21 protein-coding genes, 1 tRNA gene and 1 pseudogene are annotated in these 21763 nt (G+C 67.4%); 6 read left to right on the top strand and 17 right to left on the bottom strand.

Annotation, left to right across the window (positions count from 1 at the left end; all coding sequences use genetic code 11):
- Positions 1-10: 10 nt before the first annotated feature.
- Positions 11-1561 carry an amidase gene (locus ACAM57_RS05315; RefSeq protein WP_369660923.1) on the bottom strand — a complete coding sequence of 517 codons (1551 nt, stop codon included), beginning with the start codon at positions 1559-1561 and terminating at the stop codon, positions 11-13.
- A 139-nt stretch (positions 1562-1700) separates the two neighbouring features.
- On the bottom strand, positions 1701-2693 hold the full coding sequence (locus tag ACAM57_RS05310) for a Bug family tripartite tricarboxylate transporter substrate binding protein (protein ID WP_369660922.1): 993 nt from the start codon (positions 2691-2693) through the stop codon (positions 1701-1703).
- 167 nt (positions 2694-2860) lie between these two features.
- Here ACAM57_RS05310 and ACAM57_RS05305 point away from each other — a divergent pair, with 167 nt between their 5' ends.
- Positions 2861-3775, top strand: coding sequence for a LysR family transcriptional regulator (locus tag ACAM57_RS05305; RefSeq protein ID WP_369660921.1), 915 nt, complete (start codon positions 2861-2863; stop codon positions 3773-3775).
- Positions 3776-3779: 4 nt separating this feature from the next.
- Here ACAM57_RS05305 and ACAM57_RS05300 read toward each other — a convergent pair whose 3' ends face one another.
- The 5 genes and pseudogenes from ACAM57_RS05300 to ACAM57_RS05280 form a co-directional block, all read right to left on the bottom strand.
- A complete protein-coding gene (locus ACAM57_RS05300) occupies positions 3780-5021 on the bottom strand; it encodes a dienelactone hydrolase family protein (RefSeq protein WP_369660920.1) in 1242 nt (413 codons plus the stop codon).
- Between the two features lie 46 nt (positions 5022-5067).
- Complete coding sequence (locus tag ACAM57_RS05295; protein WP_240650810.1) at positions 5068-5565, bottom strand: flavin reductase family protein; 498 nt, start codon at positions 5563-5565, stop codon at positions 5068-5070.
- Positions 5566-5586: 21 nt separating this feature from the next.
- Positions 5587-6801: pseudogene (locus ACAM57_RS05290) on the bottom strand (styrene monooxygenase/indole monooxygenase family protein); the annotation flags it as partial.
- Between the two features lie 18 nt (positions 6802-6819).
- Entirely contained in the window at positions 6820-8058 is a 1239-nt protein-coding gene (locus tag ACAM57_RS05285) for a styrene monooxygenase/indole monooxygenase family protein (RefSeq protein WP_369660919.1), read from the bottom strand.
- 26 nt (positions 8059-8084) lie between these two features.
- Positions 8085-8876 carry an SDR family oxidoreductase gene (locus ACAM57_RS05280; protein ID WP_184642248.1) on the bottom strand — a complete coding sequence of 264 codons (792 nt, stop codon included), beginning with the start codon at positions 8874-8876 and terminating at the stop codon, positions 8085-8087.
- Between the two features lie 223 nt (positions 8877-9099).
- On the opposite strand from ACAM57_RS05280, the gene ACAM57_RS05275 reads away from it, so the two are divergent.
- Complete coding sequence (locus ACAM57_RS05275) at positions 9100-10110, top strand: AraC family transcriptional regulator (RefSeq protein ID WP_126025015.1); 1011 nt, start codon at positions 9100-9102, stop codon at positions 10108-10110.
- Positions 10111-10132: 22 nt separating this feature from the next.
- Here ACAM57_RS05275 and ACAM57_RS05270 read toward each other — a convergent pair whose 3' ends face one another.
- From ACAM57_RS05270 to ACAM57_RS05225, 10 genes are all read right to left on the bottom strand, one after another.
- Positions 10133-10492: a hypothetical protein gene (locus ACAM57_RS05270; protein ID WP_019656468.1), complete on the bottom strand. Its 360-nt coding sequence runs from the start codon at positions 10490-10492 to the stop codon at positions 10133-10135.
- A gap of 91 nt (positions 10493-10583) precedes the next feature.
- Positions 10584-10967 (bottom strand): roadblock/LC7 domain-containing protein, encoded by a 384-nt coding sequence (locus ACAM57_RS05265; protein ID WP_126025016.1) that lies wholly within the window; start codon positions 10965-10967, stop codon positions 10584-10586.
- Between the two features lie 77 nt (positions 10968-11044).
- Positions 11045-11563, bottom strand: a complete 519-nt coding sequence (locus ACAM57_RS05260) for an ATP/GTP-binding protein (RefSeq protein ID WP_369660918.1) — start codon at positions 11561-11563, stop codon at positions 11045-11047.
- A gap of 5 nt (positions 11564-11568) precedes the next feature.
- Positions 11569-12348, bottom strand: coding sequence for a hypothetical protein (locus tag ACAM57_RS05255; RefSeq protein WP_369660917.1), 780 nt, complete (start codon positions 12346-12348; stop codon positions 11569-11571).
- A 454-nt stretch (positions 12349-12802) separates the two neighbouring features.
- Positions 12803-12890, bottom strand: a tRNA-Ser gene (locus ACAM57_RS05250).
- Between the two features lie 32 nt (positions 12891-12922).
- Entirely contained in the window at positions 12923-14185 is a 1263-nt protein-coding gene (hemW, locus tag ACAM57_RS05245; RefSeq protein ID WP_369660916.1) for a radical SAM family heme chaperone HemW, read from the bottom strand.
- A gap of 14 nt (positions 14186-14199) precedes the next feature.
- The gene (rdgB, locus tag ACAM57_RS05240; protein WP_126025046.1) at positions 14200-14799 is read right to left on the bottom strand and encodes an RdgB/HAM1 family non-canonical purine NTP pyrophosphatase; all 600 of its coding nucleotides are present in this window, start codon (positions 14797-14799) and stop codon (positions 14200-14202) included.
- 19 nt (positions 14800-14818) lie between these two features.
- On the bottom strand, positions 14819-15550 hold the full coding sequence (gene rph, locus ACAM57_RS05235) for a ribonuclease PH (protein ID WP_126025047.1): 732 nt from the start codon (positions 15548-15550) through the stop codon (positions 14819-14821).
- 40 nt (positions 15551-15590) lie between these two features.
- Positions 15591-16496 (bottom strand): PP2C family serine/threonine-protein phosphatase, encoded by a 906-nt coding sequence (locus ACAM57_RS05230; protein ID WP_126025048.1) that lies wholly within the window; start codon positions 16494-16496, stop codon positions 15591-15593.
- 4 nt (positions 16497-16500) lie between these two features.
- Positions 16501-17508 carry a serine/threonine-protein kinase gene (locus tag ACAM57_RS05225; RefSeq protein WP_126025049.1) on the bottom strand — a complete coding sequence of 336 codons (1008 nt, stop codon included), beginning with the start codon at positions 17506-17508 and terminating at the stop codon, positions 16501-16503.
- A 91-nt stretch (positions 17509-17599) separates the two neighbouring features.
- Between ACAM57_RS05225 and ACAM57_RS05220 the strand changes: the two genes are divergently transcribed.
- From ACAM57_RS05220 to ACAM57_RS05205, 4 genes are all read left to right on the top strand, one after another.
- Positions 17600-18523, top strand: coding sequence for a YicC/YloC family endoribonuclease (locus ACAM57_RS05220; RefSeq protein WP_126025050.1), 924 nt, complete (start codon positions 17600-17602; stop codon positions 18521-18523).
- 20 nt (positions 18524-18543) lie between these two features.
- Positions 18544-19164, top strand: a complete 621-nt coding sequence (gmk, locus tag ACAM57_RS05215) for a guanylate kinase (RefSeq protein WP_093209718.1) — start codon at positions 18544-18546, stop codon at positions 19162-19164.
- A 44-nt stretch (positions 19165-19208) separates the two neighbouring features.
- Positions 19209-19412, top strand: a complete 204-nt coding sequence (gene rpoZ, locus ACAM57_RS05210; protein WP_007835875.1) for a DNA-directed RNA polymerase subunit omega — start codon at positions 19209-19211, stop codon at positions 19410-19412.
- A 93-nt stretch (positions 19413-19505) separates the two neighbouring features.
- On the top strand, positions 19506-21761 hold the full coding sequence (locus ACAM57_RS05205; protein ID WP_126025051.1) for a bifunctional (p)ppGpp synthetase/guanosine-3',5'-bis(diphosphate) 3'-pyrophosphohydrolase: 2256 nt from the start codon (positions 19506-19508) through the stop codon (positions 21759-21761).
- The last annotated feature ends 2 nt before the right edge of the window (positions 21762-21763 follow it).

The following is a 21763-nucleotide window of genomic DNA, read 5'->3' as shown; positions in this document are numbered from 1 at the left end:
CGGCCGGGGCCTAGACCGCCGATACGGTGGCCGATGCCGCAGCGCGGCCGTCGCCGTAGACCGGCGGCGCCTTGACGATCGAAGTCAGCGCCGGCTCGGCCGCGCGCAAAGCGGTGAGGTCGGGACGCGGCCTGCGCAGCTGCGCGCTGGACGAGAACGCCGCCTCCATCGCATGGGCTGCGCCCAGAACCTGGTGGTCGGCCCTGAAGCCGCCCACCACCTGCAGCCCGAAGGGCATGCCCGCATGGTCGAGGCCGCAGGGCAGCGTGATCGCGGGGTGCGTGGTCAGCGTGACCACGTAGGTCAGCGCCAGCCAGCGGTAGTAGTTGGCCTGCGGCTCGCCGTTGATGGCGGCTGCGTACAGTTGCGTCCACGGGAAGGGCGAGACCGGCGTGGTCGGCGACAGCACGAGGTCGTAGTCGGCGAAGGTGGCCTGGAAGCGCTTCAGCAGCCGGGTCTGCTCGGCCTGCGCCCAGGCGCTGTCGAGCAGGCTCATCTTCGCGCCCATCTCGTAGTTGGCGCGCGGGTTGGGGCCGAGGCTGTCCGGGTCGCGCTCGTAGGCCGCCTGCATGCCGGCCACGAAGGCCTCGGCGCGCAGCACGTCGAAGCAGCGGTGCGCCTCGCCCATGTCGAACTCGACCCTGTCGCAGCGGCCGAACAGGTGCCGCATCGCTTCGATCTTGCGGCGGAAGGTGGCGCGGATGCCGTCGTCCACGGCGCAAGTGCCGAAGTCTTCGGTCCACGCCACGCGCAACCGGCCCAGGTCGACCGGCGGCGGCGTGAGGAACGACATCGGGTCGAGCGGATAGCTCAGCGGATCGCCCGCGCACATGCCGGCCGATGCCGCCAGCTGCAGGCAGGCTTCTTCCACGGTGCGGCCCATGGGGCCGACGACAGAGATCGGCGTCCAGCCCAGCGGCTTGCGCACGCTGGGCACCACGCCGGGCGATGGCCTGAAGCCGACCACGCCGCACTTCGCGGCGGGAATGCGCAGCGAGCCACCGGTGTCGGAGCCAGTGCACACGGGCAGCATGTCGCAGGCCAGCGCGGCCGCCGAGCCGCCCGAGGAGCCGCCCGCGTTGAGGTTCGGATTGAAAGGGTTGCCGGTGGCGCCCCACACGTCGTTGCGCGAGTTGGCGCCCGCGCCCATCTCGGGCACGTTGGTCTTGCCCGCGACGACGGCGCCCGCGCGGCGCAGTCGCGCCACCAGCTCGATGTCTTCCGTCGGCACATGGTCGCGGTAGATCGGCGAGCCCCAGGTGGTGAGCAGGCCCTCGGTGGGCTCCAGGTCCTTCACGCCCATCGGCAGGCCGTGCAGCAGGCCCAGCGCGTCGCCGCGCATGACGGCGCCTTCGGCCGCCTTCGCTTCAGCGCGCGCGCGCTCGAAGCAGGTGGCTGTGACTGCATTGACGAAAGGGTTCACGCGCTCGATGCGCGCGATGCATGCCTCCAGCAGCTCGACGGGCGAGACCTGCTTGCTGCCGATGAGGCGGCGCAGTTCGACGGCGGATTTTTCGACGAGTTCGCTGGCGGAATCGTGGGTTGTCTTGGCAGAGGTCATCGATGTCTCTTGTTCTGGGCATGGCGCTGCGAATTCGCGGGACACCACGGAATCGGCTTCGCCGGGCCGTGGGTGTCGCCCCCGGGCGAGGGGGTTGGCGCAGCGACACGAAGTGCGCGAAGCCTGGGGGAGTGCCAAGTCAATCTGCAGTGATGTTGGCTCTTGCGGCGACGGCCCGCATGATGGGCAGTTCGCGGTTGATGAGCTCCACGCCCGCCGCGGCGCTGCTGTAGCTCGGCTCGAGCCCCGCGGCCAGCAGCTTGCTCTTCGTTTCCGGGTCGGCGATGGTCGCGGCCAGGGCCTTCTCCAGCTTCGCCTTCACGTCGGCGGGCACGCCCTTCGGCGCGGCCAGCATGAGCCAGGAATCCATCTCGACCTCGGGGTATCCGCTCTCGGCGAAGGTGGGCACATCGGGCAGCAGCGCCGAGCGCTTCGCGGTGGTCAGCGCGATGGCCTTGATCTTTCCGCTCTTGAGCTGCGGGACGGCCGCGCTCACGGTGTCGATGCTGAACGGGATCTGGCCGCCCATCAGGTCGGTCATGGCCGGTGCGCTGCCCTTGTAGGGCACATGCGTCATCTTCAGGCCGGTGGCATGCAGCACGGTTTCGCCCGCGAACTGCGCGGTGGTGCCGGTGCCGAAGGAGCCGTACGAGTATTTGCCCGGCGCGGCTTTCACGTAGTCGACGAACTGCTTCACCGTCTGCACCGGCACTTCGCTGTTCGCCAGAAGGATCAGCGCGACGCGCCCGGCGATGCCGATGGGCTCGAAGCTCTTCACCGGGTCGTAGGGCAGGTTGCTGCGGATCGCGGGGTTGACGGTGAAGGTGGAGCCCGAGCTCAGCAGCAGCGTGTAGCCGTCGGGCGCGGACTTGGCCACGTAGCTCGCGCCGACCACCGTGCCGGCGCCGCCGCGGTTCTCGATCACCACCGGCTGGCCCAGTTCCTTGCCCAGGCGCTGCGCGATCACGCGGCCGTTGACGTCGGTGGCTCCGCCGGGCGGGAAGGGAATCACCAGCGTGACTGGCCGTGCGGGAAACCCCGTCTCGGCGGCGAGCGACGCCAGCGGTACGGCGCCAAGTCCAAGGCTGCAGCAAAGCAATGCGATGCGCGCCACGAGCGGGAGACGGTTCATCGGGACTCCTGGAATATCGACTGGAAGACGAGGTTCAGCGGGGTTCAGGGTGCAGACGGGCCGATCCTAGGAGCGTCATGACGGTGTCACAAGCGCAATGTTTAGAATTCTTCGTTGCCGAATCGGCAATCCACAGCCTTCATCCAGATCACTTGCAGGAGCAATTCATGGCGCCTCGTGCCTTGCAGGAAACCGCCGTGCGCTACTTTCTCGAGGTCGTGAAGACCGGTTCGGTGAAGGAAGCCGCGGTCAAGCTCAACGTCGCGCCCTCGGCCGTGAGCCGGCAGGTGGCGCGGCTCGAACGCGAGCTCGACACCCTGCTCTTCGAGCGCCATGCGCGCGGCATGGTGCCCAACGCTGCGGGCGAGCTGCTGGCGGCGCACGCCAAGCGCGCGCAGCAGGACATCGAGCGCGTCGCCAACGAGATCGCCGGCCTGCGCGGACTGCGCAGCGGCCATGTGCGCGTGGCGAGCACCGAGGGCTTCGCCTTCGACTTCATTCCCCGGCTGATCGCGCAGTTCCGCCTCAAGCACGCGGGCATCCGCTTTCACCTGGAGGTGTGTGCGCCCGCCGACATCTCACGCCTGGTGCGCGATGGCGAAACCGACGTGGGTATCACCCTCAGCGCCCTGCCCGAGCCAGGCATCGAGGTCGAGCTGCGGCACCCGAGCCCCATCCTTGCGGTGATGGCGATGGACCATCCGCTCGCGCAGCAGCGGCAGCTGTCGCTTCGCCAGGTGGTGGCCTATCCGCTGGGGCTGCCGCAGGAAGACAGCTCCATTCGCCGGCTGCTCGATGCCAGCTGCTCGCGGCAGGAGTTGCGCTACGAGCTGGCCATGTCCAGCAACCATGCGAACTCGCTGCTGAGCTTCGCGGCTGCGGGCGGCGGCAGCATCGCCTTCTACGGGCCGCTGTCGATCCGCACGCTGCTGCAGAGCAAGGCGCTGGTCGCCATTGCGCTGAAGGACCGCGAGATGCACGAGCGGCATCTCGCCATCGAGACCATGGCGGGCCGCTCGCTGCCCGATGCAGCGAAGGCCTTCGTGCGCTTCCTGGTGGACGCGGTTAAGGCCTCGGACTGAGTTTTCAGCGCTGCATCAGCGTATTCGACGGCAGCGTCTCGTCGAGCAGCTTGCGCGCCGTCTCGATGCCGGCCACCGGCAGCAGCTTCGGGTCGAGCAAGCCCACCTGCACCAGCACGCTGGCCTGGTCCCAGTAGATGTGCTCGTGATAGAGCTTGTCGCCGCGGAACTTGATGACCGCGAGCAGCGGGATCTCCACGCGCTTGCCGGTGGGCGCCACGCCCGGCAGCATCCACGGGATCTCGGTGGTGTGGGTGAAGCAGAACAGCATCTCGTCGACCACCTGCGTGGCGCCGATGGTGCGCGAGATCGGCACCAGCGAGGTGTCGGGCGGGTTGCTGTTGACGAAGTGGTTCGAATAGAAGGCGTGCAGGTTCCTGTAGCCCACGCCGCCGGTCATGGTCGGGATGTGGTTGACGTAGGGCTCGGCCACCATGGTCGACATGGTGTCGTCGACGTTGCGCGTGCCGAACTCGTACTCGCAGTGCTTGTCCCACAACGCCGAGAGGTCGTAGTGCGGTCCGATGGCGTCCTTCAGCGTGGCGATGCTGCGCTCGTGCGCCATCAGCGCTGAGGGCTTGTGGTAGTGCTCGCCGCCCAGGCGAGCGAAGGCGTGGTCCATGCCCGGGTACACGTGCAGCGAGACGCCGGGGCGGCCCTTGAGCGCCGCGACGATGCGGTCGCGCGCCTCGGGCGGGCAGAACTTGTCGAGCTCTGCGATGTGCAGCGTGAGCGGGCGCTTGATCTTGTCGGCCTCGTCGAGCGCGGCGTCGATGCCCACACCGTAGTAGCCCACGGCCACGTCCGCGTCGGTGCGGCAGGCCGCGAGGTAGGCCAGCTTGCCGCCGAGGCAGAAGCCGAGCACGCCGACTTTGCCGCCCTGCACTTCGGGGCGCTGGCGCAGGGCGGTGATGGCGGCCTGCATGTCCTCCATGCCCTTGGCCTCGTCGAAGCCCTGGTAGAAGCCGAAGGCGCGCTGCCAGTCTTCGGGCGAATAGCCCAGCTCCACGTCGGGCTGCTGGCGCCAGAACAGGTCGGGCACGAGCACCACGTAGCCTTCCTCGGCGTAGTAGTCGGCCACCTCGCGCATCGTGGAGTTCACGCCGAAGATTTCCTGCGCGATGACCAGGCCAGGGCCGGTACCCGAGGCCGGCAGTGCGAGGTAGCCGCTGAAACTGCCGCTCGCGTCGGTGGCCTCGATGCGGATGCGTTGTGGTGTCGCTGCTTGAGGTGCTTTCTGCTGCATGTGTTTTGCTCCGTTCATGGGGTGGTGGTTGATGCGGGCCGCGCGCTCATTGCATGCATTCCGGATGTCGTGTCGTCACCTGGTAGTAGCCCGAATGAAAGACCAGCGGCTCGCCGTCGAAGCGGTCGTAGCGCTCGACCTCGCCGATGAAGATGAGGTGGTCGCCGCCATCGTACTGCCTGACGTTGCGGCACACGAATCGCGCGATCACGCCGTTGAGCAGCGGCACGCCGGACGTGCCCTCGCAGCACTCCACGCCGCCGAACTTGTCCGCCTGCGGCGTCGAGAACTGCCGCGACAGGTGATGCTGGTTTGCCGCCAGCACGTTGATCGCGAAATGGCTCGCACCGGTGAAGTCGGCCAGGCTCGGCGCCTGCCGCGCGAGGCTCCAGAGCACCAGCGGCGGATCGAGCGAGACCGAGGAGAACGAGTTGGCGGTCATGCCCACTCGGCGGCCGTCCATCGCGCGGGTGGTGATCACAGTGACGCCGGTGCTGAATTGCCCCAGCGCCTTGCGGAAGTCGCGCCGGTCGAATCGGTCCACGACGGCCTCGCGCGCCCGATCTTCGAGAAAGCGATCCGCCTCGGCGGCATCGAACCACCAGGGCGCGAAGGCGCGCGGATCGTCGAAGCCGTTGACCACGATGCTCGCGACCGCGGGCATGCTGGCGGCGCTCTGCAGCAGCTTCTGCAGATGAGGTTGGGGCGGCGCGAGCAGGCTGTTGGTCCAGCCGGTGGCCCAGCGGGCATAGCCTTCCCAGTAGCGGTCGAAGGTCTGCTGCATCCACGCGGCGTCGAAGGGCGCGTCGCCGTGTTCGAGGATGCGCTTGAGGTAGATGTCGGCGCACTTGGCCGCGTTGTTGGAGCCCTGACCGGTGATCGGGTCGTTGAGCACCACCGCGTCGGCCAGGCCCAGGACCTTGCGGCCCGACGGCAGCCGCGCCACCGGCTTGCGCACCGTGGGCGTGAAGCGGCCCGAGAGGATGCCGTTGTCGTCGGTCAGCTCGATGTCGCGGCAACGCTCGGCCTCCCAGGGCAGGAAGGTTTCCAGGATCCACTTGCTGCGGGCAAGGTGCTGCTGCGGTGTCTTCACGTCGGCCCAGCAGTCCATCGGGCCGCCCGGCACGCCTTCGAACACCATGATCTCGCACGGCCCCGTGGTCGTCAGCGCCGGAAACACGAAGTACTCGCCGACGCCGGGAATCAGGTTGAAGCACACCGCCGAGTGCGACGCGCGCGGCTTCATGCCCTTCACGTAGGTCAGCGCCAATGCGCGCTGCGGCTGCTCGTACGGGGAGCGCTCGTCGTCGCGCTCGAAGAGCCTGGAGATCTCGCCCTTGCCGCTCGCGACGACCACGAGGTCGTTCATCCGCGCGCAGGTCTCCAGGTCGTCGATGCCCATGTCCTGCAGCACCAGCCGGCCGCCGCGCCTCTCGAACTCGGCCATCCACGCGGGAATCTTGAGCCGCTGGTCGACCGACTGCGCGGGGCCGTCGAGCTTCGCGCTCCATTCGATGGCCTTGCCGCCCTCCGGATTGCGCACCGCGATGCCGATGCCCTCCACCGGCGGACACTCGTCCGCCCACCAGTCCAGTCCCAACTCGCGCTCGGTCTGCAGCGCGGTCTCGAACATGCACTGGCTGGACATCACCGGCCCTTCGCCGATCTCCTGCGCGCTGCGGTTGGAGAAGACCGTCACCTCGAGCCCCGAGCGCTGCAGGCCCAGGGCGAGCTGCATGCCGGACTGGCCGGCGCCGACGATGGCCACGCGTCGCTTCATGATGGGCTTCGCTCCAGGCTATGCGACGGCGGCGCAGGTGTCGATGAAGCGCTGCGCCTCGGTCGGGTCCGCGAACCAAGGGAAGTAGGTGCGCGGATCGTCGAAGCCGTTGGCGAATGCGCTGGCCAGCGGCGGCATTGCACCGGCCGCGCCGAGCAGGTTGAGCACGTGCGGCGGCGGCGGTGCCAGCAGCATGTTGGTCCACTGCGAGACCCATTGCGCGTAGCCGAACCAGTAGCGGTCGAAGGTCTGCTGCATCCAGGCCGCGTCGGCCGGGCCGTCGCCGCGCGCGAGGATGCTCTTGAGATAGGTGTCGGCGCACTTGGCCGCGTTGTTCGAGCCCTGCCCCGTGATCGGATCGTTGAGCACCACCACGTCGGCCAGGCCCAGGATCTTGCGCCCCGATGGCAGCGTTGCCACCGGCTTGCGCACCGTGGGCGCGAAGCGGCCCGCGAGGATGCCGTTGTCGTCGGTCAGCTCGATGTCGTGGCAGCGCTCGGCCTCCCACGGCGTGAAGGTGTCGACGATCCACTTGCTGCGCGCGAGGTGCTCCTGCGGCGTCTTCACGTCGGCCCAGCAGTCCATCGGGCCGCCGGGCACGCCTTCGAACACCATGATCTCGCACGGCCCCGTGGTGGTGAGCGCGGGGAACACGAAGTACTCGCCCACGCCGGGAATCAGGTTGAAGCACACGGCCGAGTGCGGTTCGCGCGGCTTCATGCCCTTCACATAGGTCAGCGCGAGCGAGCGCTGCGGCTTGTCGTAGGTGGATTTGTGGGCGTCGCGCTCGAAGAGCTTGGAGATTTCTCCCTTGCCGCTGGCCACCAGCGTGAGGTCGTGCGTCTGCGTGCAGGTCTCGAGCTCGTCGATGCCCGCATCCTTGAAGACGAGCTCACCGCCCTTCTTCCGGAATTCGTCCATCCACGCCGGAATCTTCACGCGCTGGTCGACCGACTGCGCGCTCGAATTCAGCCGCGCCACCCAGTCGATGGCCTTGGCGCCCTTCTGCTCGGGATGCGGCACGGCCAGGCCGATGCCGTCCACCGTGGGGCACACGCTGCCCCAGTGGTCGAGCCCCAGGTCTCGCTCGATCTGCAGCGAGGTGTGGAACATGCACTGGCTCGACATGACCTTGCCCTGGCGGATGTCCTCGCCCGTGCGGTTGCTGAACATCGTGACCTCGTAGCCTGCAGCAAGCAGGCCCAGCCCCAGTTGCAGGCCCGACTGGCCCGCGCCGACGATTGCGATTCGCTTCATTGCCTTGCTCCTTGCTTGGTTGCTTGCTAGTCCATCAACTTGGGAATGGCCGGCACGGCCTGCTCGGGGCCCATGGCGGAGTAACCGCCGTCCACCGCATAGTCGGCACCGGTCACGAAGCTCGCATGGTCGGAGCACAGGAACAGCACCACCTGCGCCACCTCGTCCGGGTCGCCGACGCGGCCCAGCAGGTGGAAGGGCGCGGCCACGCGGTCGGTCTTGGCGCGGTCGCCATTCGTGAGCTGGTTCATCACGGCCGACCAGGTCCAGCCCGGCGACACGCTGTTCACGCGGATGCGGTCGGGCGCGAGGTCCATCGCCATGTTGCGCGTGAGCTGCGCCATCGCGGCCTTGCTCACCGGATAGAGCCAGCGGCCCGTCTGCGCCACGCTCGACGAAATGCTCGTGAAATTGACCACCGCCCCGCCGCCGGCCGCCACCATGTGCGGATGCACGGCCTGCAGCATCGCCACCGCGCTGGCCACGTTCACGTTGAACGAGGTGAGCCAGTCGGCGCGGGGCGACTTGAAGCCGTCGTCCACATAGGAGCACGCCAGGTTGACGAGAAAGTGCACGCCGCCGTGCCGCTCGGCTGCCTCAGCCACGCAGGCCTTCACCTGCGCGTCGTCCGTGATGTCGGTGCGCACGAAGCGCACGCCGGTGCCCAGCGAATCGGCCAGGGCCTGGCCGTTGCCGGCGTCGATGTCGGCGATGACGACCTTCACGCCCGCCGCATGCAGGGCGCGCACCACGCCCGCGCCTATCAGTGTGGAGCCACCGGTGACGATGGCGCTCTTGCCTTCGAGTCCCTTGAACATGACGCTTGCTCTCCTCGGTTGATCGGGCAGGCCCGGCTGGTGCCTGTGGAGCGAACGTTAGGGGCAAGGGTTGCCAGGACGAGTCCCGCAAACGCAGGCGCTGTCCCTGGCGCGCAGATTTCTTGGCGGGGTCCGCGTGAACTTAAAGGAAAGGCCCGAGGGGAGGCCCGAATTGTGGGCGGGGATGGTTTTTGCTACGGTGCCCACGCCCTTTTCTCGCCCCATGGAAACCCTCACGACCCCACCGTTGCCGTTGCAGCGCTACCGGCTTTTCGAGAGCCACGACGTGGACGAGGCTCGTGAAAGCGTGGCCCGCATCTTCTGTCCGCACGGCCTCGTCATGCTCAGGCCGCGCACCACGCTGGACGCCTGCCACCACAGCGCGCGGCTGCACCGGGACGTGAGCCTCAACTACGTGCAGTACGGCCCCGGCGTGCAGATCGACCCGGGCTACCTGCAGGATTTCTTCCTGTTGCAGATTCCGTTGCGCGGCGGCGCCGAAATCCGCTGCGGCGCGCAGCAGATCGACGCCACGCCCCGCCTCGCATCGCTGCCCTCGCCCACCGAGCCGCTGTCGATGCGCTGGGCCGACGGCAGCCCGCACCTCATCGTGCGGCTGGCCCGTTCGGCGCTGCATTCGCGGCTGGAGTCGCTGCTGCAGGCGCCCCTCGGACGGCCGCTGGTGTTCGACCTCGGCGTGCCGCTGGACAGCCCCACGCTCGCGCCGCTGGTGCATTTCATCGACTACCTGCGGCTCACGCTCGACGCCGGCAACGGGCTGGAGGCCGGCGGCCCGCTGGCCGAGCATGCGGAGGCGTACCTGATCTCCAGCCTGCTGATGTCTGCCGGGCACAACCACTCGAAGGCCCTCGCCGGGGACAACCAGCGGCGCCTGCTGCCGCGCGTGGTCAGAAAGGCGCAGGAATACATGTCGGCGCATGCGGACCAGCCCCTGTCGCTGGCCGACGTCTGCCGCGAGGTCGGCTGCAGCGCACGCGCCCTGCAGCTGGCGTTTCGCCAGCATGCGGGTCAGGGGCCGATGGAGTTCCTGCGCGAGACGAGGCTCGACAGGGTGCGCACCGAGTTGCAGCGCACATCGGGCGGCGCCGCCGGAGCCGGCGTGCGCGAGGTGGCGCAGAAGTACGGCTTTCTCCACCTGGGGCACTTCGCGGCGCAGTACCGCTCGCGCTTCGGAGAGCGGCCCTCGGAGACGCGGGCTCCGCGCCCCTGCTGACCGCGCGCCCCCTGGGGGTGGATCAGACCGCCAGCGTCTGCTCCACGTCCTGCGTCTTGCGGCGCGCGAGCGCGAGGTTCGACTTCGACTTGTCGAGCACCAGGTAGATGAACAGGCCTTCGTGCTTCTGCAGCGGGCGGATGATGTGGTACTGGCGCCCGAGGGTGATCAGGATGTCCTCGATCACGTCGTTCAGGCCCAGTGCACGCATCGTCTTGTGCTTGGCGCGCACCACTTCGGTATTGCCGGCGGCGGCGACTTCCAGGTCGACGCCCGAACCGATCTGCCCAAGGATCATGCCGCTGCCCGAATCGACCAGTGCCGCGCACAGCGCACCGTCGATCGTCATGAGTTCGTCCATGGATTGCTTGATGTTTGCCATCGGAGTCTTTCGTAGGTAGTCCATCGCCCTGATGATCGGCCGCCGCCCGGGCGAATGATGAGCGGCAGCCGCTTGTAAAAAGGCTGGGTGCTCAGGCTCGCTGCAGCGCGAGCGTGGCCTGCTTGGAGAAGTACAGCGCCTGGCCGATGACGGCGTCCTTGCCCGTCACCACGCTCACGATCAACCCCGCTTCCTCGTGGCGGGCCTGCAGCATCAGGATGTGGCCCAGCGCGGTTTCGATGGCGACGTTCTCGCACTGGCCGAGGCCGCTCTCCTCGCCCGCCACCGCGCCGAGCGCGGCCAGCGAGCTCGCGATGGCCGACATGCGCGCGACCTGCGCGGTGTTCTCGGCGCGCGCGGCGAGCTCCATGCCGTCCTCGGTGGCGATCACCACGGCCTTCACGCCCTTGATCTCGCGCATGAGCGTGTCCACGACGGTCTCGGCGGCGTCCTTGATGCGGGGTGCGATGTTCATGTGGGTGGGGTCCGGCGTTGCGGCAGGAAGAGAAGAAAAGGGAAGAACAGGAAAAAAGAAAGCAGTCCGGTGCTCGCTCAGGCTTCGAGCTGGATCAGCAGCAGATCTAGCAACTGCACCACCTGCTGCGGATCGGTCACGTTGGCGGGCAGCACGGGGCACAGCACGCCCTTGTCCTGCATGCGCTGGGAGTAGGCCTCCAGCCCGGGCTGGGGGTGCGTCTCCATGCGGCCCACCGCGACCACGCAGGCGGTCTTCTCGATGAGTTCGGCGAAGCCATCGAGATACACCTCGAGATCGGCCAGCGGATCGGGACGGCTGTTGTCGACCAGGACCACGAGCCCCAGCGCGCCGCGCGCGAGGATGCGCCACATGAAGTCGAAGCGCATCTGCCCGGGCGTGCCGTACAGGCGCAGCTTCTCGCCGTTGTCGAGCGTGAGCTCGCCGTAGTCCAGGCCGACGGTGGTGGTGGCCTTGGCGACCGAGGCGTCGTTGTTGCGCACCTCGGTGCGCACCGGTGGAATCTCGCTCACCGCGGAGATGGCGGTGGTCTTGCCCGCACCCATGGTGCCGGTGAAAAGAATCTTGTGCTCCACGCTGTTCAGGCCCTCGGTCCGGATGACAGCAGCCCCAGGCGGCTGCGGATGCGCGCGAGCAGTCCCGGCTCCACGGTGGCTCGCGGCGCGGAAGGTGCGGCGTGAGGCGCCTCGTTGCCGGTCGCGATGTGCGAATCGGGCCAGATCGACTCGGGCGCGCGGCTATTGGCGAAGCCGGTGGCCCCATGACCACCACCACTGCTCGCGACGAAGCCCGCGCGCTCGAGCGCGGAAATGAAATCCGCGCACTCCTGCGCGCTGGCGTTCGAGCGCTGCTGCAGCGCCTGCAGCGAGGCCGGACGACTCGCGAGCAGCGTGGCGAGCTTCAGGCGCATGGTGGTGTCGAGCAGCGTCGACGAGGGCCAGCGCAGCAGCCGGTATTCCTCGCTGAGCGCGGCCTGCTCGTTGCGGCTGCGCGAAGCCGCGGCCAGCCCGAGTTCGCGGGCATGGACCACCATCGCGCCGAGGCGGTTGAGCATGGCCTCGAGTGCATCTGCATGCAGCGGCAGGCGCAGGAACGGGCCGCGCGAGGGTGGTGTGTCGCCGATGGTCAGCAACGGCACCGGGCGGTCGGCCGGGTCTTCTTCAGGCGGCGCCGCAGCGAGCTTGTCGCCCACCACGCGGAGGTCGGCGTCCTCGACCTGCCAGGCCCAGTGCTGATGGGTGCGATGGTCCAGCAGCCGGACCAAGGACTTGAAGAGCAGTTCGTCGCGGGCCGGCAGGCCCTCGACGCTGAAGCTCAACAGCGGCCGGCGGGCACGCGAGGCGGCGACCGGCGTGTTCATGGACAGCTCCGAAACGGGCATGCGACGGCCGAAGCTGGCCGCACCAAATTGGGGCTTTCTTGCGGCTTGAACTGCAATTCCGGAGCTCCCCATGATGAACATTCACAGGGAGACGCGACGTCTGCCCTGGACTGAATGCCTAAGTGTTATGAGAATGTTTCTGGGAAAATATAACATTCGTTGCAAATAAAAACACTAGATTACAGAACCCGACTGCGGCCTACGGGAATCGGTGGGGGAGAGAGGGTGTGATGAGAGGGCGACGGGATGCTCCCTCCGCGCGCAAGAGTCAGGACGCCGCATCGATGCGGGAGCCTCGAAGCCAGCGACCGAGGGCGTTCGCATTGAGGAGCGCGAAGACAGATGCCTCTTGCGGTGAAAAGACATCTGCCAATGAAAAAAGTCCCGTCGCAGGGACTGCGCGGGACTTTCAAAAACTGCCAGAGATTCATTCTGGCGGAGAGTGTGAGATTCGAACTCACGGACGCTTTCACGTCGGCAGTTTTCAAGACTGCTGGTTTAAACCACTCACCCAACTCTCCGGAGCCGGCGATTTTATGCCGACCGTGGCGCCCTACTCCTCGTCGGGCAGGAACATGGCCTGCAGGTCGCTCAGGAAGTCGAGGCCGCGCTCGGTCGGCCATACGCGGAACAGGTCTCGGGCAATGAGGCCCTTGCGCTCGGCCTCTTCGAGGCCGCGCTGGATCGACGTCATCGCCAGCCCGGTGCGTTCGCTGAACTGCGGCAGCGTGAAGCCCTGCTTCAGCCGCAGCGCATTCAGCATGAATTCGAACGGCAGGTCTGCCAGCGCCACTTCGTCGCTCTGCGACACGGCGGCGCCGGCGCGTGCGTTATCCATATACAGGCGCGGTTCGCGAAAACGCACCTGCCGCACTATGCGGTGCGCGAAGCTCAGCTTGCTGTGCGCGCCGGCGCCGATGCCGAGATAGTCGCCGAACTGCCAGTAGTTGAGGTTGTGCGCGCACTGGTGCCCCTCGCGCGCATAGGCCGAGATCTCGTAGCGCGACATGCCGCTGGCACTGGTGCGCTCGGTGATGCGGTCGAGCATGGCGTAGGCGATGTCGTCCTCGGGCAGGGCCGGCGGGAACTTGGCGAACCAGGTGTTGGGCTCGATGGTCAGGTGGTAGACCGAGATGTGCGGCGGAGCGAGCGCCAGCGCCTGCGAGAGGTCGGCCTCGAGGCCTTCCAGGGTCTGGCCCGGCAGGGCGTACATCAGGTCGAGGTTGAAGGTGTCGAAGGTGCTCGCTGCCTCTTCGAGGGCGGCAATGGCCTGCGCGCGGTCGTGCACGCGGCCCAGCGCCTTCAGGTGCTCGTCGTTGAAGCTCTGCACGCCCACCGACAGGCGCGTGATGCCGGCCGAGCGGTACGCACGGAAGCGGTTGCGCTCGAAGGTGCCGGGGTTGGCCTCGAGCGTGATCTCGGAATCGGGCGTGAGCTTCAGGCGTGCGCGCACTTCGCTCAGCAGGCGGTCGATGGCCTGCGGCGAGAACAGGCTGGGCGTGCCACCGCCGATGAAGATGGTATGGACGCTGCGGCCCCAGATGAGCGGCAAGGCGGCATCGAGGTCCGCCACCAGCGCGTCGATGTAGGCGGCTTCGGGAATGCCGTCGATGTCGGCCTCGCTGGCGGCGCGCCATTCGTGCGAATTGAAGTCGCAGTACGGGCACTTGCGCAGGCACCACGGCAGGTGGATGTACAGCGACAGCGGCGGCAGCGCGCTAAGCTGCAGCGGGCCGGGGCGCATCCAGTGCAGGACGTCGTTGGCGTGCTGCGCGCCGGCGGGCTGCGCCGGCTGAATCGGGAAGGTGGTAGCCATCTATCGACCGCCGGTCAGAACCAGCGCTCGCGCATCAGCACCAGCATGGCCTGTGCCGCGCGGCCGCGGTGGCTGTTGGCGTTCTTCACCTCGGGCGTCAGCTGCGCGAAGGTCTTGCCGAAGGACGGCAGGTACATGACGGGGTCGAAGCCGAAGCCGTTGTCGCCGATGGGCGCGGGCGCGATCTCGCCGACCACGCGGCCCACGGCGATGAGCGGCTCGGGGTCGTCGTGGCTGCGCAGCGCGACCAGCGTGCTGACGAGCGCGGCGCGGCGGTTGGCGACGCCGTCGAGCTGCTCGAGCAGGGCCTTCACGTTGTTGGCGTCGCCCTTGGCGTAGCCGAACTGCGTGGCGTAGTAGGCGGTGTCGACGCCCGGCAGGCCGCCGAAGGCATCGACGCACAGGCCGGCGTCGTCGGCGATGGCCGGCAGGCCGGTGGCGGCGCTGGCATGGCGCGCCTTGGTCAGCGCGTTCTCGACGAAGGTACGGAAGGGTTCTTCAGCCTCGCTCACCCCCAGCGCCGACTGCGGCACGAGGGTGACGGCGAGCTCCGCGAACAGTTGCTGGAGTTCGGCGAGCTTGCCCGCGTTGTTGGAAGCCAGAACCAGTTTCATGAATTCGCCAGTGGATGCGTCAGTTGGAGAGCAGTGCCTGCTTCTGCAGTTCCACGAGTTCGCCGATGCCCTTCTCGGCCAGGCCGAGCAGGATGTTCATTTCTTCGCGCGTGAAGGCCACGCCTTCGGCCGTGCCCTGCACTTCGACGAAATGGCCGGCGCCCGTCATGACGACGTTCATGTCGGTGTCGCAGGCCGAGTCTTCGGTGTATTCCAGGTCGAGCAGCGGCGTACCGCCGACGATGCCGACCGAGATGGCCGCCACGTGCCCCTTGATGGGCGATGCGGCAATGGCGCCCGAGGCGAGCAGCTTGTTGACGGCGTCCTGCGCGGCGACGAAGGCGCCGGTGATGGCCGCGGTGCGCGTGCCGCCGTCGGCCTGCAGCACGTCGCAGTCGAGGTGGATGGTGCGTTCGCCGAGCGCGGCGAGATCGAACACGGCGCGCATCGAGCGGCCGATGAGGCGCTGGATTTCCTGCGTGCGGCCGGTCTGCTTGCCCTTGGCGGCCTCGCGGCTGCTGCGGGTGTGGGTGGCGCGCGGCAGCATGCCGTATTCGGCCGTGACCCAGCCTTCGCCGCTGCCCTTCTTGTGCGGCGGCACTTTTTCCTCGACGGAGGCGGTGCACAGCACGCGGGTCTGGCCGAACTCGATGAGCACGGAGCCTTCGGCGTGGATGGTGAAACCGCGGGTGATGCGCACCGGGCGCAGCTGGTCGGCGGCGCGGCCGCCGCTTCGTGTGAAAGCAGTCATTGTTCGGGAACCGGAAAAGAAAAAAGAAAGAAGGCCGCGCTCAGGTCTTGCGCGCCGCCGATCTGCGGATGGCTTCGTTGATCTCGGCGATGGAGCGCTCGATGGCGTCCTCGTCGAGGTCGTCGATCTCGTTGTCCGAGGGCATGCCGGCCTGGATGGTCGAGGCGAAGACGCCGTCCTCGATGGTCTCGGTGGAAACGCCGCTGCGGTCGTCCGCGCTGTCGGGCATTTCCCATTCGAGCGCGATGAGCGTGACGTTGTCGCTGTGGGAGCCGCCCTTGCGCAGGGCCATCTCGGCGAGGTCGGGGGCAGCGTCGGACACGGGCTTGCCGGAGGAAAGCGTGTGCACGATGAGTTCGTCGTCGAGCACGCCCCAGACGCCGTCCGAGCACAGCATGATGCGGTCGCCGCGCTGCAGCTGCAGCGGCGCCGAAACGTCGAAGAGCGGCGTGGTCGGCGAGCCCAGGCAGGTCAGCAGCAGGTTGCGGTTGACGGGCATGTCGGAGCCATGCGGCTTCGGGCGTTCGGCGTGCGAATGGTCGCGCGTGCGCACCAGCAGGCGGCCGTCGCGCACGACGTACAGGCGCGAATCGCCGCAATGCATCCAGGTGGCGGCGTTGTTCTGGAGCACGGCCGCCACGACGGTGGTGCGCGGCGTGTCGAGCATGGCCTTGTGGCTCGCGTAGCGCATGATCTGCTGATGCGCAGCCATGGCCGATTCGGCAAGGAAGGATTTCACGTCCTTCACCATCGGGCGCGCCTCGCGCTGGTAGAGCGCGGCAATGGTCTGCAGCGCGAGCTGCGCCGCCACTTCGCCTTCCGGGTGGCCTCCCATGCCGTCGGCCAGCACGAACAACCCCGATTCCCGCGTGTAGCAATAGCCCATGCGGTCTTCGTTCTTGAGACGCCCGCCCTTGCGGCTGACCTGGAAGACGGAGAATTTCATGATGTCATGCAGGGCGCGTGGTCGGCGCGGCAGCCTTGGGCAGGGCCTTCTTGTCGAAGGAGCGAATGTTGTCGATCGACAGGCGCACTTTCTCGCCCACCGTGAGCTTGGTGTAGCGGCGCTCGCCCTCGCGGCTGAGTTCCTTCTGCAGCGCGAAGACCGACTGCGGGCGCGACAGCGGATCGAGCGACATGCACCACTCGACCACTTCGATCAGGTTGTCGGAGTAGACGCCGCGCAGCCGCGAGAGCGACAGGCTGAGGCGGTCTTTTTCGATGCGCCGCGGCGCGTCGTTGGGCGGATAGCCTTGCATGCAGGCGTAGATGCAGGCGCCGATGGCGTAGATGTCTGTCCAGGGGCCCATGGACGAATCGCGCCGGTACATCTCGGGGGCGGCGAAGCCTGGGGTGTACATCGGGCGGATGAAGATGCCTTCCTTGCTGAGCACTTCGCGCGCGGCGCCGAAGTCGATGAGCACGGCGCGGTCGTCGTCGGTGACGAAGATGTTGGCCGGCTTGATGTCCAGGTGCAGCATCTTGTACTGGTGGACGATGCGCAGGCCGCGCAGGATCTCGTCGAAGAGCGAACGGATGGTCGACTCGCGGAACACCTTCTGCTTCTTCAGGTCACGCGCCGTGACCACGAAATCCTGCAGGGTCGCGCCCTCCAGGTAATTCATGACCATGTAGACGGTCTCGTTCTCGCGGAAGAAATTGAGCACGCTGACCACCGACGCGTGCGAGATCTGCGCCAGCGAGCGCCCTTCCTCGAAGAAGCTCTTCAGGCCCAGCCGGTACAGCGACAGTTTCTCCGGCGGCACCTGTGGCGCAAGCTCGCCCGGACCCCGCGTGGCCAGCGACGACGGCAGATATTCCTTGATGGCCACCTGCTGGCCGCTGGAATCGATGGCGAGGTAGACGACCCCGAAACCGCCCGCGGAAAGCCGGCGTACAACGCGGTAACCACCAATGACCGTATCGGGCGGCAGGGGCGTAGGCTTGACCTTTGACATAATCCGGGAGTTTCGCCCGAAGGCGATGGTGCGGCAAGCGAACGCCGTGCCGGCGCCTCGGAGCATGCAAGCAAAACCACAGTGAGGCGCAATGCCAGTTTACAGCATGACCGGCTACGCCAGCGGCCAGAACGGGCCCGCAGGCAGCCACTCCGAAGCCGAAGCACGGCCTTCCGCCGCGGGCCGGCTCGGGGTTGAAATCCGCTCGGTCAACAGCCGCTTCCTCGATCTCACCTTCAAGCTGCCGGAAGAACTCCGCCAGCACGAAACCGCCCTGCGCGAACTGCTCACGGCCAAGCTCAAGCGCGGCAAGGTCGAAGTGCGAGCCGCCATCGAAAGCACCTCTTCCTCGGGCGTGGTCGAGCCCTCCGTCAAGCTGCTGCAGCGGCTCAATGGCGTGCAGGACAGCATCAAGGCATGGCTGCCGGGCGCACGCGAACTCAGCGTGGCCGACGTGCTGCGCCTGGCCGGCGGCGACAGCGCCACGCGCGGCGATTGGGGCCCCGACCTGCTCGACGTGACAGGCAAGGCGCTCGAAGGCCTGATCTCGGCCCGCCAGCGCGAAGGCGCCCGGCTGGCCAAGATGCTTGAAGCCCACCTCGCGCAACTGCGCACCCTGGTGCAGCAGGCCGGTCCGCTGGTTCCGCAGCTGGTCGAACAGCAACGCACCCGGTTCCTGGAGCGCTGGCAGGAAGCCATGGGCCTGAGCGCCGGAACGGGCGGCACGCCGCCCGAGGCTGCTCAAGACCGTGCACTGACCGAAGCGACCGCGTTCGCCATCCGCATCGACGTGGCGGAAGAGCTCACCCGGCTGAACTCGCATCTCGACGAGATCGAGCGCCTGCTCAAGAAGGGCGGCGAGATCGGCAAGCGCCTCGACTTCCTGATCCAGGAGCTGCACCGCGAGGCCAACACCCTGGGCTCGAAGTCTGCGGCGCTGGAACTCACGCGCATCGGCGTGGACATGAAGGTCCTGATCGAGCAGATGCGCGAGCAGGTCCAGAACATCGAATGACGACGAAGACGAGCGAGAGAATGGACTACCCCGGCAATATCTTCGTGGTGGCGGCGCCCAGCGGCGCGGGCAAGTCGAGCCTGGTGAAGGCGCTGATGGAACTCGATTCGGCGGTGCAGCCTTCGGTGTCGCACACGACCCGGTCGCCGCGCGGACAGGAAAAGCACGGCCGCGAATACTTTTTTGCCTCGCCGACGGAGTTCGACGCCATGATCGCGGCCGACGGCTTCGTGGAATGGGCCCATGTGCACGGCCACCGCTACGGCACGTCGAAGAAGGCCGTCGAGGACCGCATCGCCCAGGGGGCCGACGTGATCCTGGAAATCGACTTCCAGGGCGCGTTGCAGATCCGCAAGACCTTCGCCAATGCGGTCATGATCTTCATCCTGCCGCCCAGCTGGGAAGAACTGCGCTCCCGGCTCGAACGGCGCGGGGAAGACAGCGCCTCGGTCATCGAATTGCGCCTGAAGAACGCCGCCGAAGAGATGGCCCAGGCCGGGCAATTCGACTTCGTTATAATCAACGAGTTATTTGAGCGGGCACTTTTCGATCTCAAGGCGATCGTCCACGCTCAGCGGCTTCGGTATTCCGCACAACGCCGAGCGCGTGCCGACACCTTCGCCGCACTGAACATCCCCTGATTTCCGAGCCCGCCGCTCACCAGACCGACCGAAAGATCCTCATCATGGCCCGCATCACCGTCGAAGATTGTCTCGTCAACATTCCGAACCGCTTCCAGCTCGTTCTGGCCGCCACCTACCGTGCGCGCATGCTGAGCCAGGGCCACGCACCCAAGATCGAGAGCAAGAACAAGCCGGCAGTGACCGCCCTGCGCGAGATCGCCGAAGGCAAGATCGGCCTCGAAATGCTCAAGAAGGTGCCGGGCTGATCTGACGCAGCCCTGCAACGAAAAGGCACCGCAAAGCGGTGCTTTTTTTATGTCCGGACGCGTGCACACATCGGTCACGCTAAAGTGGTAGGCATGAGCGCGGTCGCCAAATCTCAGTCCCATGCCCCCAAAGGCACGCCGAAGCCGAGCCCGGCGGCGCTGAATGCGGCCGCAGCGAGCTTCGCCGCGCTCACCGCTCGCCTGGACTACCTGAGCCCCGAAGACACCGAACTGGTTCGCCGCGCCTACCGCTTCGCGGACGAGGCGCACCTGGGGCAGCTGCGCAACAGTGGCGAGCCGTACATCACCCACCCGATCGCCGTGGCGGCGCAGTGCGCCGAATGGAAGCTCGACGCCCAGGCACTGATGGCCGCCCTGCTGCACGACGCCATCGAAGACTGCGGCGTCACCAAGCCCGAGCTCATCGAGCGCTTCGGCGCCCCGGTCGCCGAACTGGTCGACGGGCTCACCAAGCTCGACAAGCTGCAGTTCAACACCCGCGAGGAAAACCAGGCCGAGTCCTTCCGCAAGATGCTTCTGGCTATGGCGCGCGACGTGCGCGTCATCCTGGTCAAGCTGGCGGACCGCACGCACAACATGCGCACGCTGGCCGATGCGCCGCGTGAGAAGTGGGGCCGGATCTCGCGCGAAACGCTCGACATCTACGCGCCCATCGCGCACCGACTGGGGCTGAACCAGACCTACCGCGAGCTGCAGGAGCTGTCGTTCCGGCATCTGAAACCGTGGCGTTATGCGACGCTGTCCAAGGCCGTCGCCAAGGCCCGCGGGCGCCGGCGAGACCTGATCCAGAAAGTGCAGAAGGAGGTCGAGGCCGCCTTTTCCGCCGCCGGGATGACGCTGCGGATCGCCGGCCGCGAGAAGACGCTCTATTCCATCTACCGCAAGATGGAAGAAAAGCACCTGAGCTTCGCCCAGGTGACCGACATCTACGGCTTCCGCCTGATCGTGCCGAACGTGATCGCCTGCTACACCGGGCTCGGCATCCTGCACCAGATGTACAAGCCCCTGCCGGGCAAGTTCAAGGACCACATCGCGATCGCCAAGCTCAACGGCTACCAGTCGCTGCACACCACACTCGTGGGGCCGGCCGGCGTGAGCGTCGAGTTCCAGCTGCGCACCGAGGCCATGCACGTGGTCGCCGAATCGGGCGTGGCCGCCCACTGGCTCTACAAGGCGGCCGAGCCGAATGCGGCCAGCAACGACCGGCTGGGCACCAAGTGGCTGCAGTCGCTGCTCGACATCCAGGACGAGACGCGCGACGCAGCCGAGTTCTGGGACCATGTCAAGGTCGACCTGTTTCCCGACGCGGTCTACGTGTTCACGCCCAAGAGCCAGATCATGGCGCTGCCGCGCGGGGCGACGGTGGTCGACTTCGCCTACGCCATCCACAGCAACATCGGCGACCACACCTCGGCCGCGCGCATCAACGGCGACCAGGTGCCCCTGCGCACCGAGCTCAAGAACGGCGACGTGGTCGAAGTGATCACCGCGCCGGTTTCCACGCCCAATCCGGCCTGGCTGGGCTTCGTGCGCACCGGCCGCGCGCGCTCGAAGATCCGCCACTACCTGAAGACGCTGGCGCATGCCGAGTCCGAAGGGCTGGGTGAAAAGCTGCTCGCTCAGGCGCTGCGCGCCGAGGGGCTGAGCAAGCTGCCCGAGGAAGACGAAGAGCACCAGGCGCTGTGGGAGAAGCTGCTGCGCTTCACCGGCAACCGCACGCGCTCCGAGTTGCTGACCGATATCGGCCTGGGCAAGCGCATCGCAAGCATCGTCGCCAAGCGGCTGGTAGCGATGCTGACCGAACTGGGCGAGCGGCCCGACGCGCTGCTGCTGAGCCGCGAGCGCTTCATCTCGCACGAAACGGTGTCGCAGGGCGCGGTCACGCTGGACGGCAGCGAGAACTCGTCGGTGCGCTTTGCGCTGTGCTGCAGGCCGATTCCCGGCGACTCGATCGTCGGGTATCTCGGCCATGGCGAAGGCCTGGTGGTGCACACGGAAGAATGCGGCGTCGGCCAGCGGCTGCGCCACAAGGACAGCGAACGCTTCTTCGCCGTCGAGTGGGCGGACGAGCCCACGCGTGCGTTCGAGACCGGGGTTGTCATCACCGTGCGCAACGACAAGGGCGTGCTGGCGCGCGTCGCGGCGACGCTGGCCGATGCGGAAGCCGACATCACGCACGTGGAAATGGCCGACGAGACTCCGCAGGATTCGACGGATCTGCGCTTCGTGATCGCGGTGCGCGACCGTGCGCATCTGGATGCGGTGCTGCGGGCGGCGCGGCGCACGGCATCGGTGCTGACCGCATCCAGGACGATTCCCGCGCCCTGACC

Origin of the sequence: Variovorax sp. V15 (assembly GCF_041154425.1) — a bacterium.
GTDB classification, from domain to species: Bacteria; Pseudomonadota; Gammaproteobacteria; order Burkholderiales; family Burkholderiaceae_C; genus Variovorax; species Variovorax guangxiensis.
This window is presented reverse-complemented; position numbering and strand designations above follow the sequence as displayed.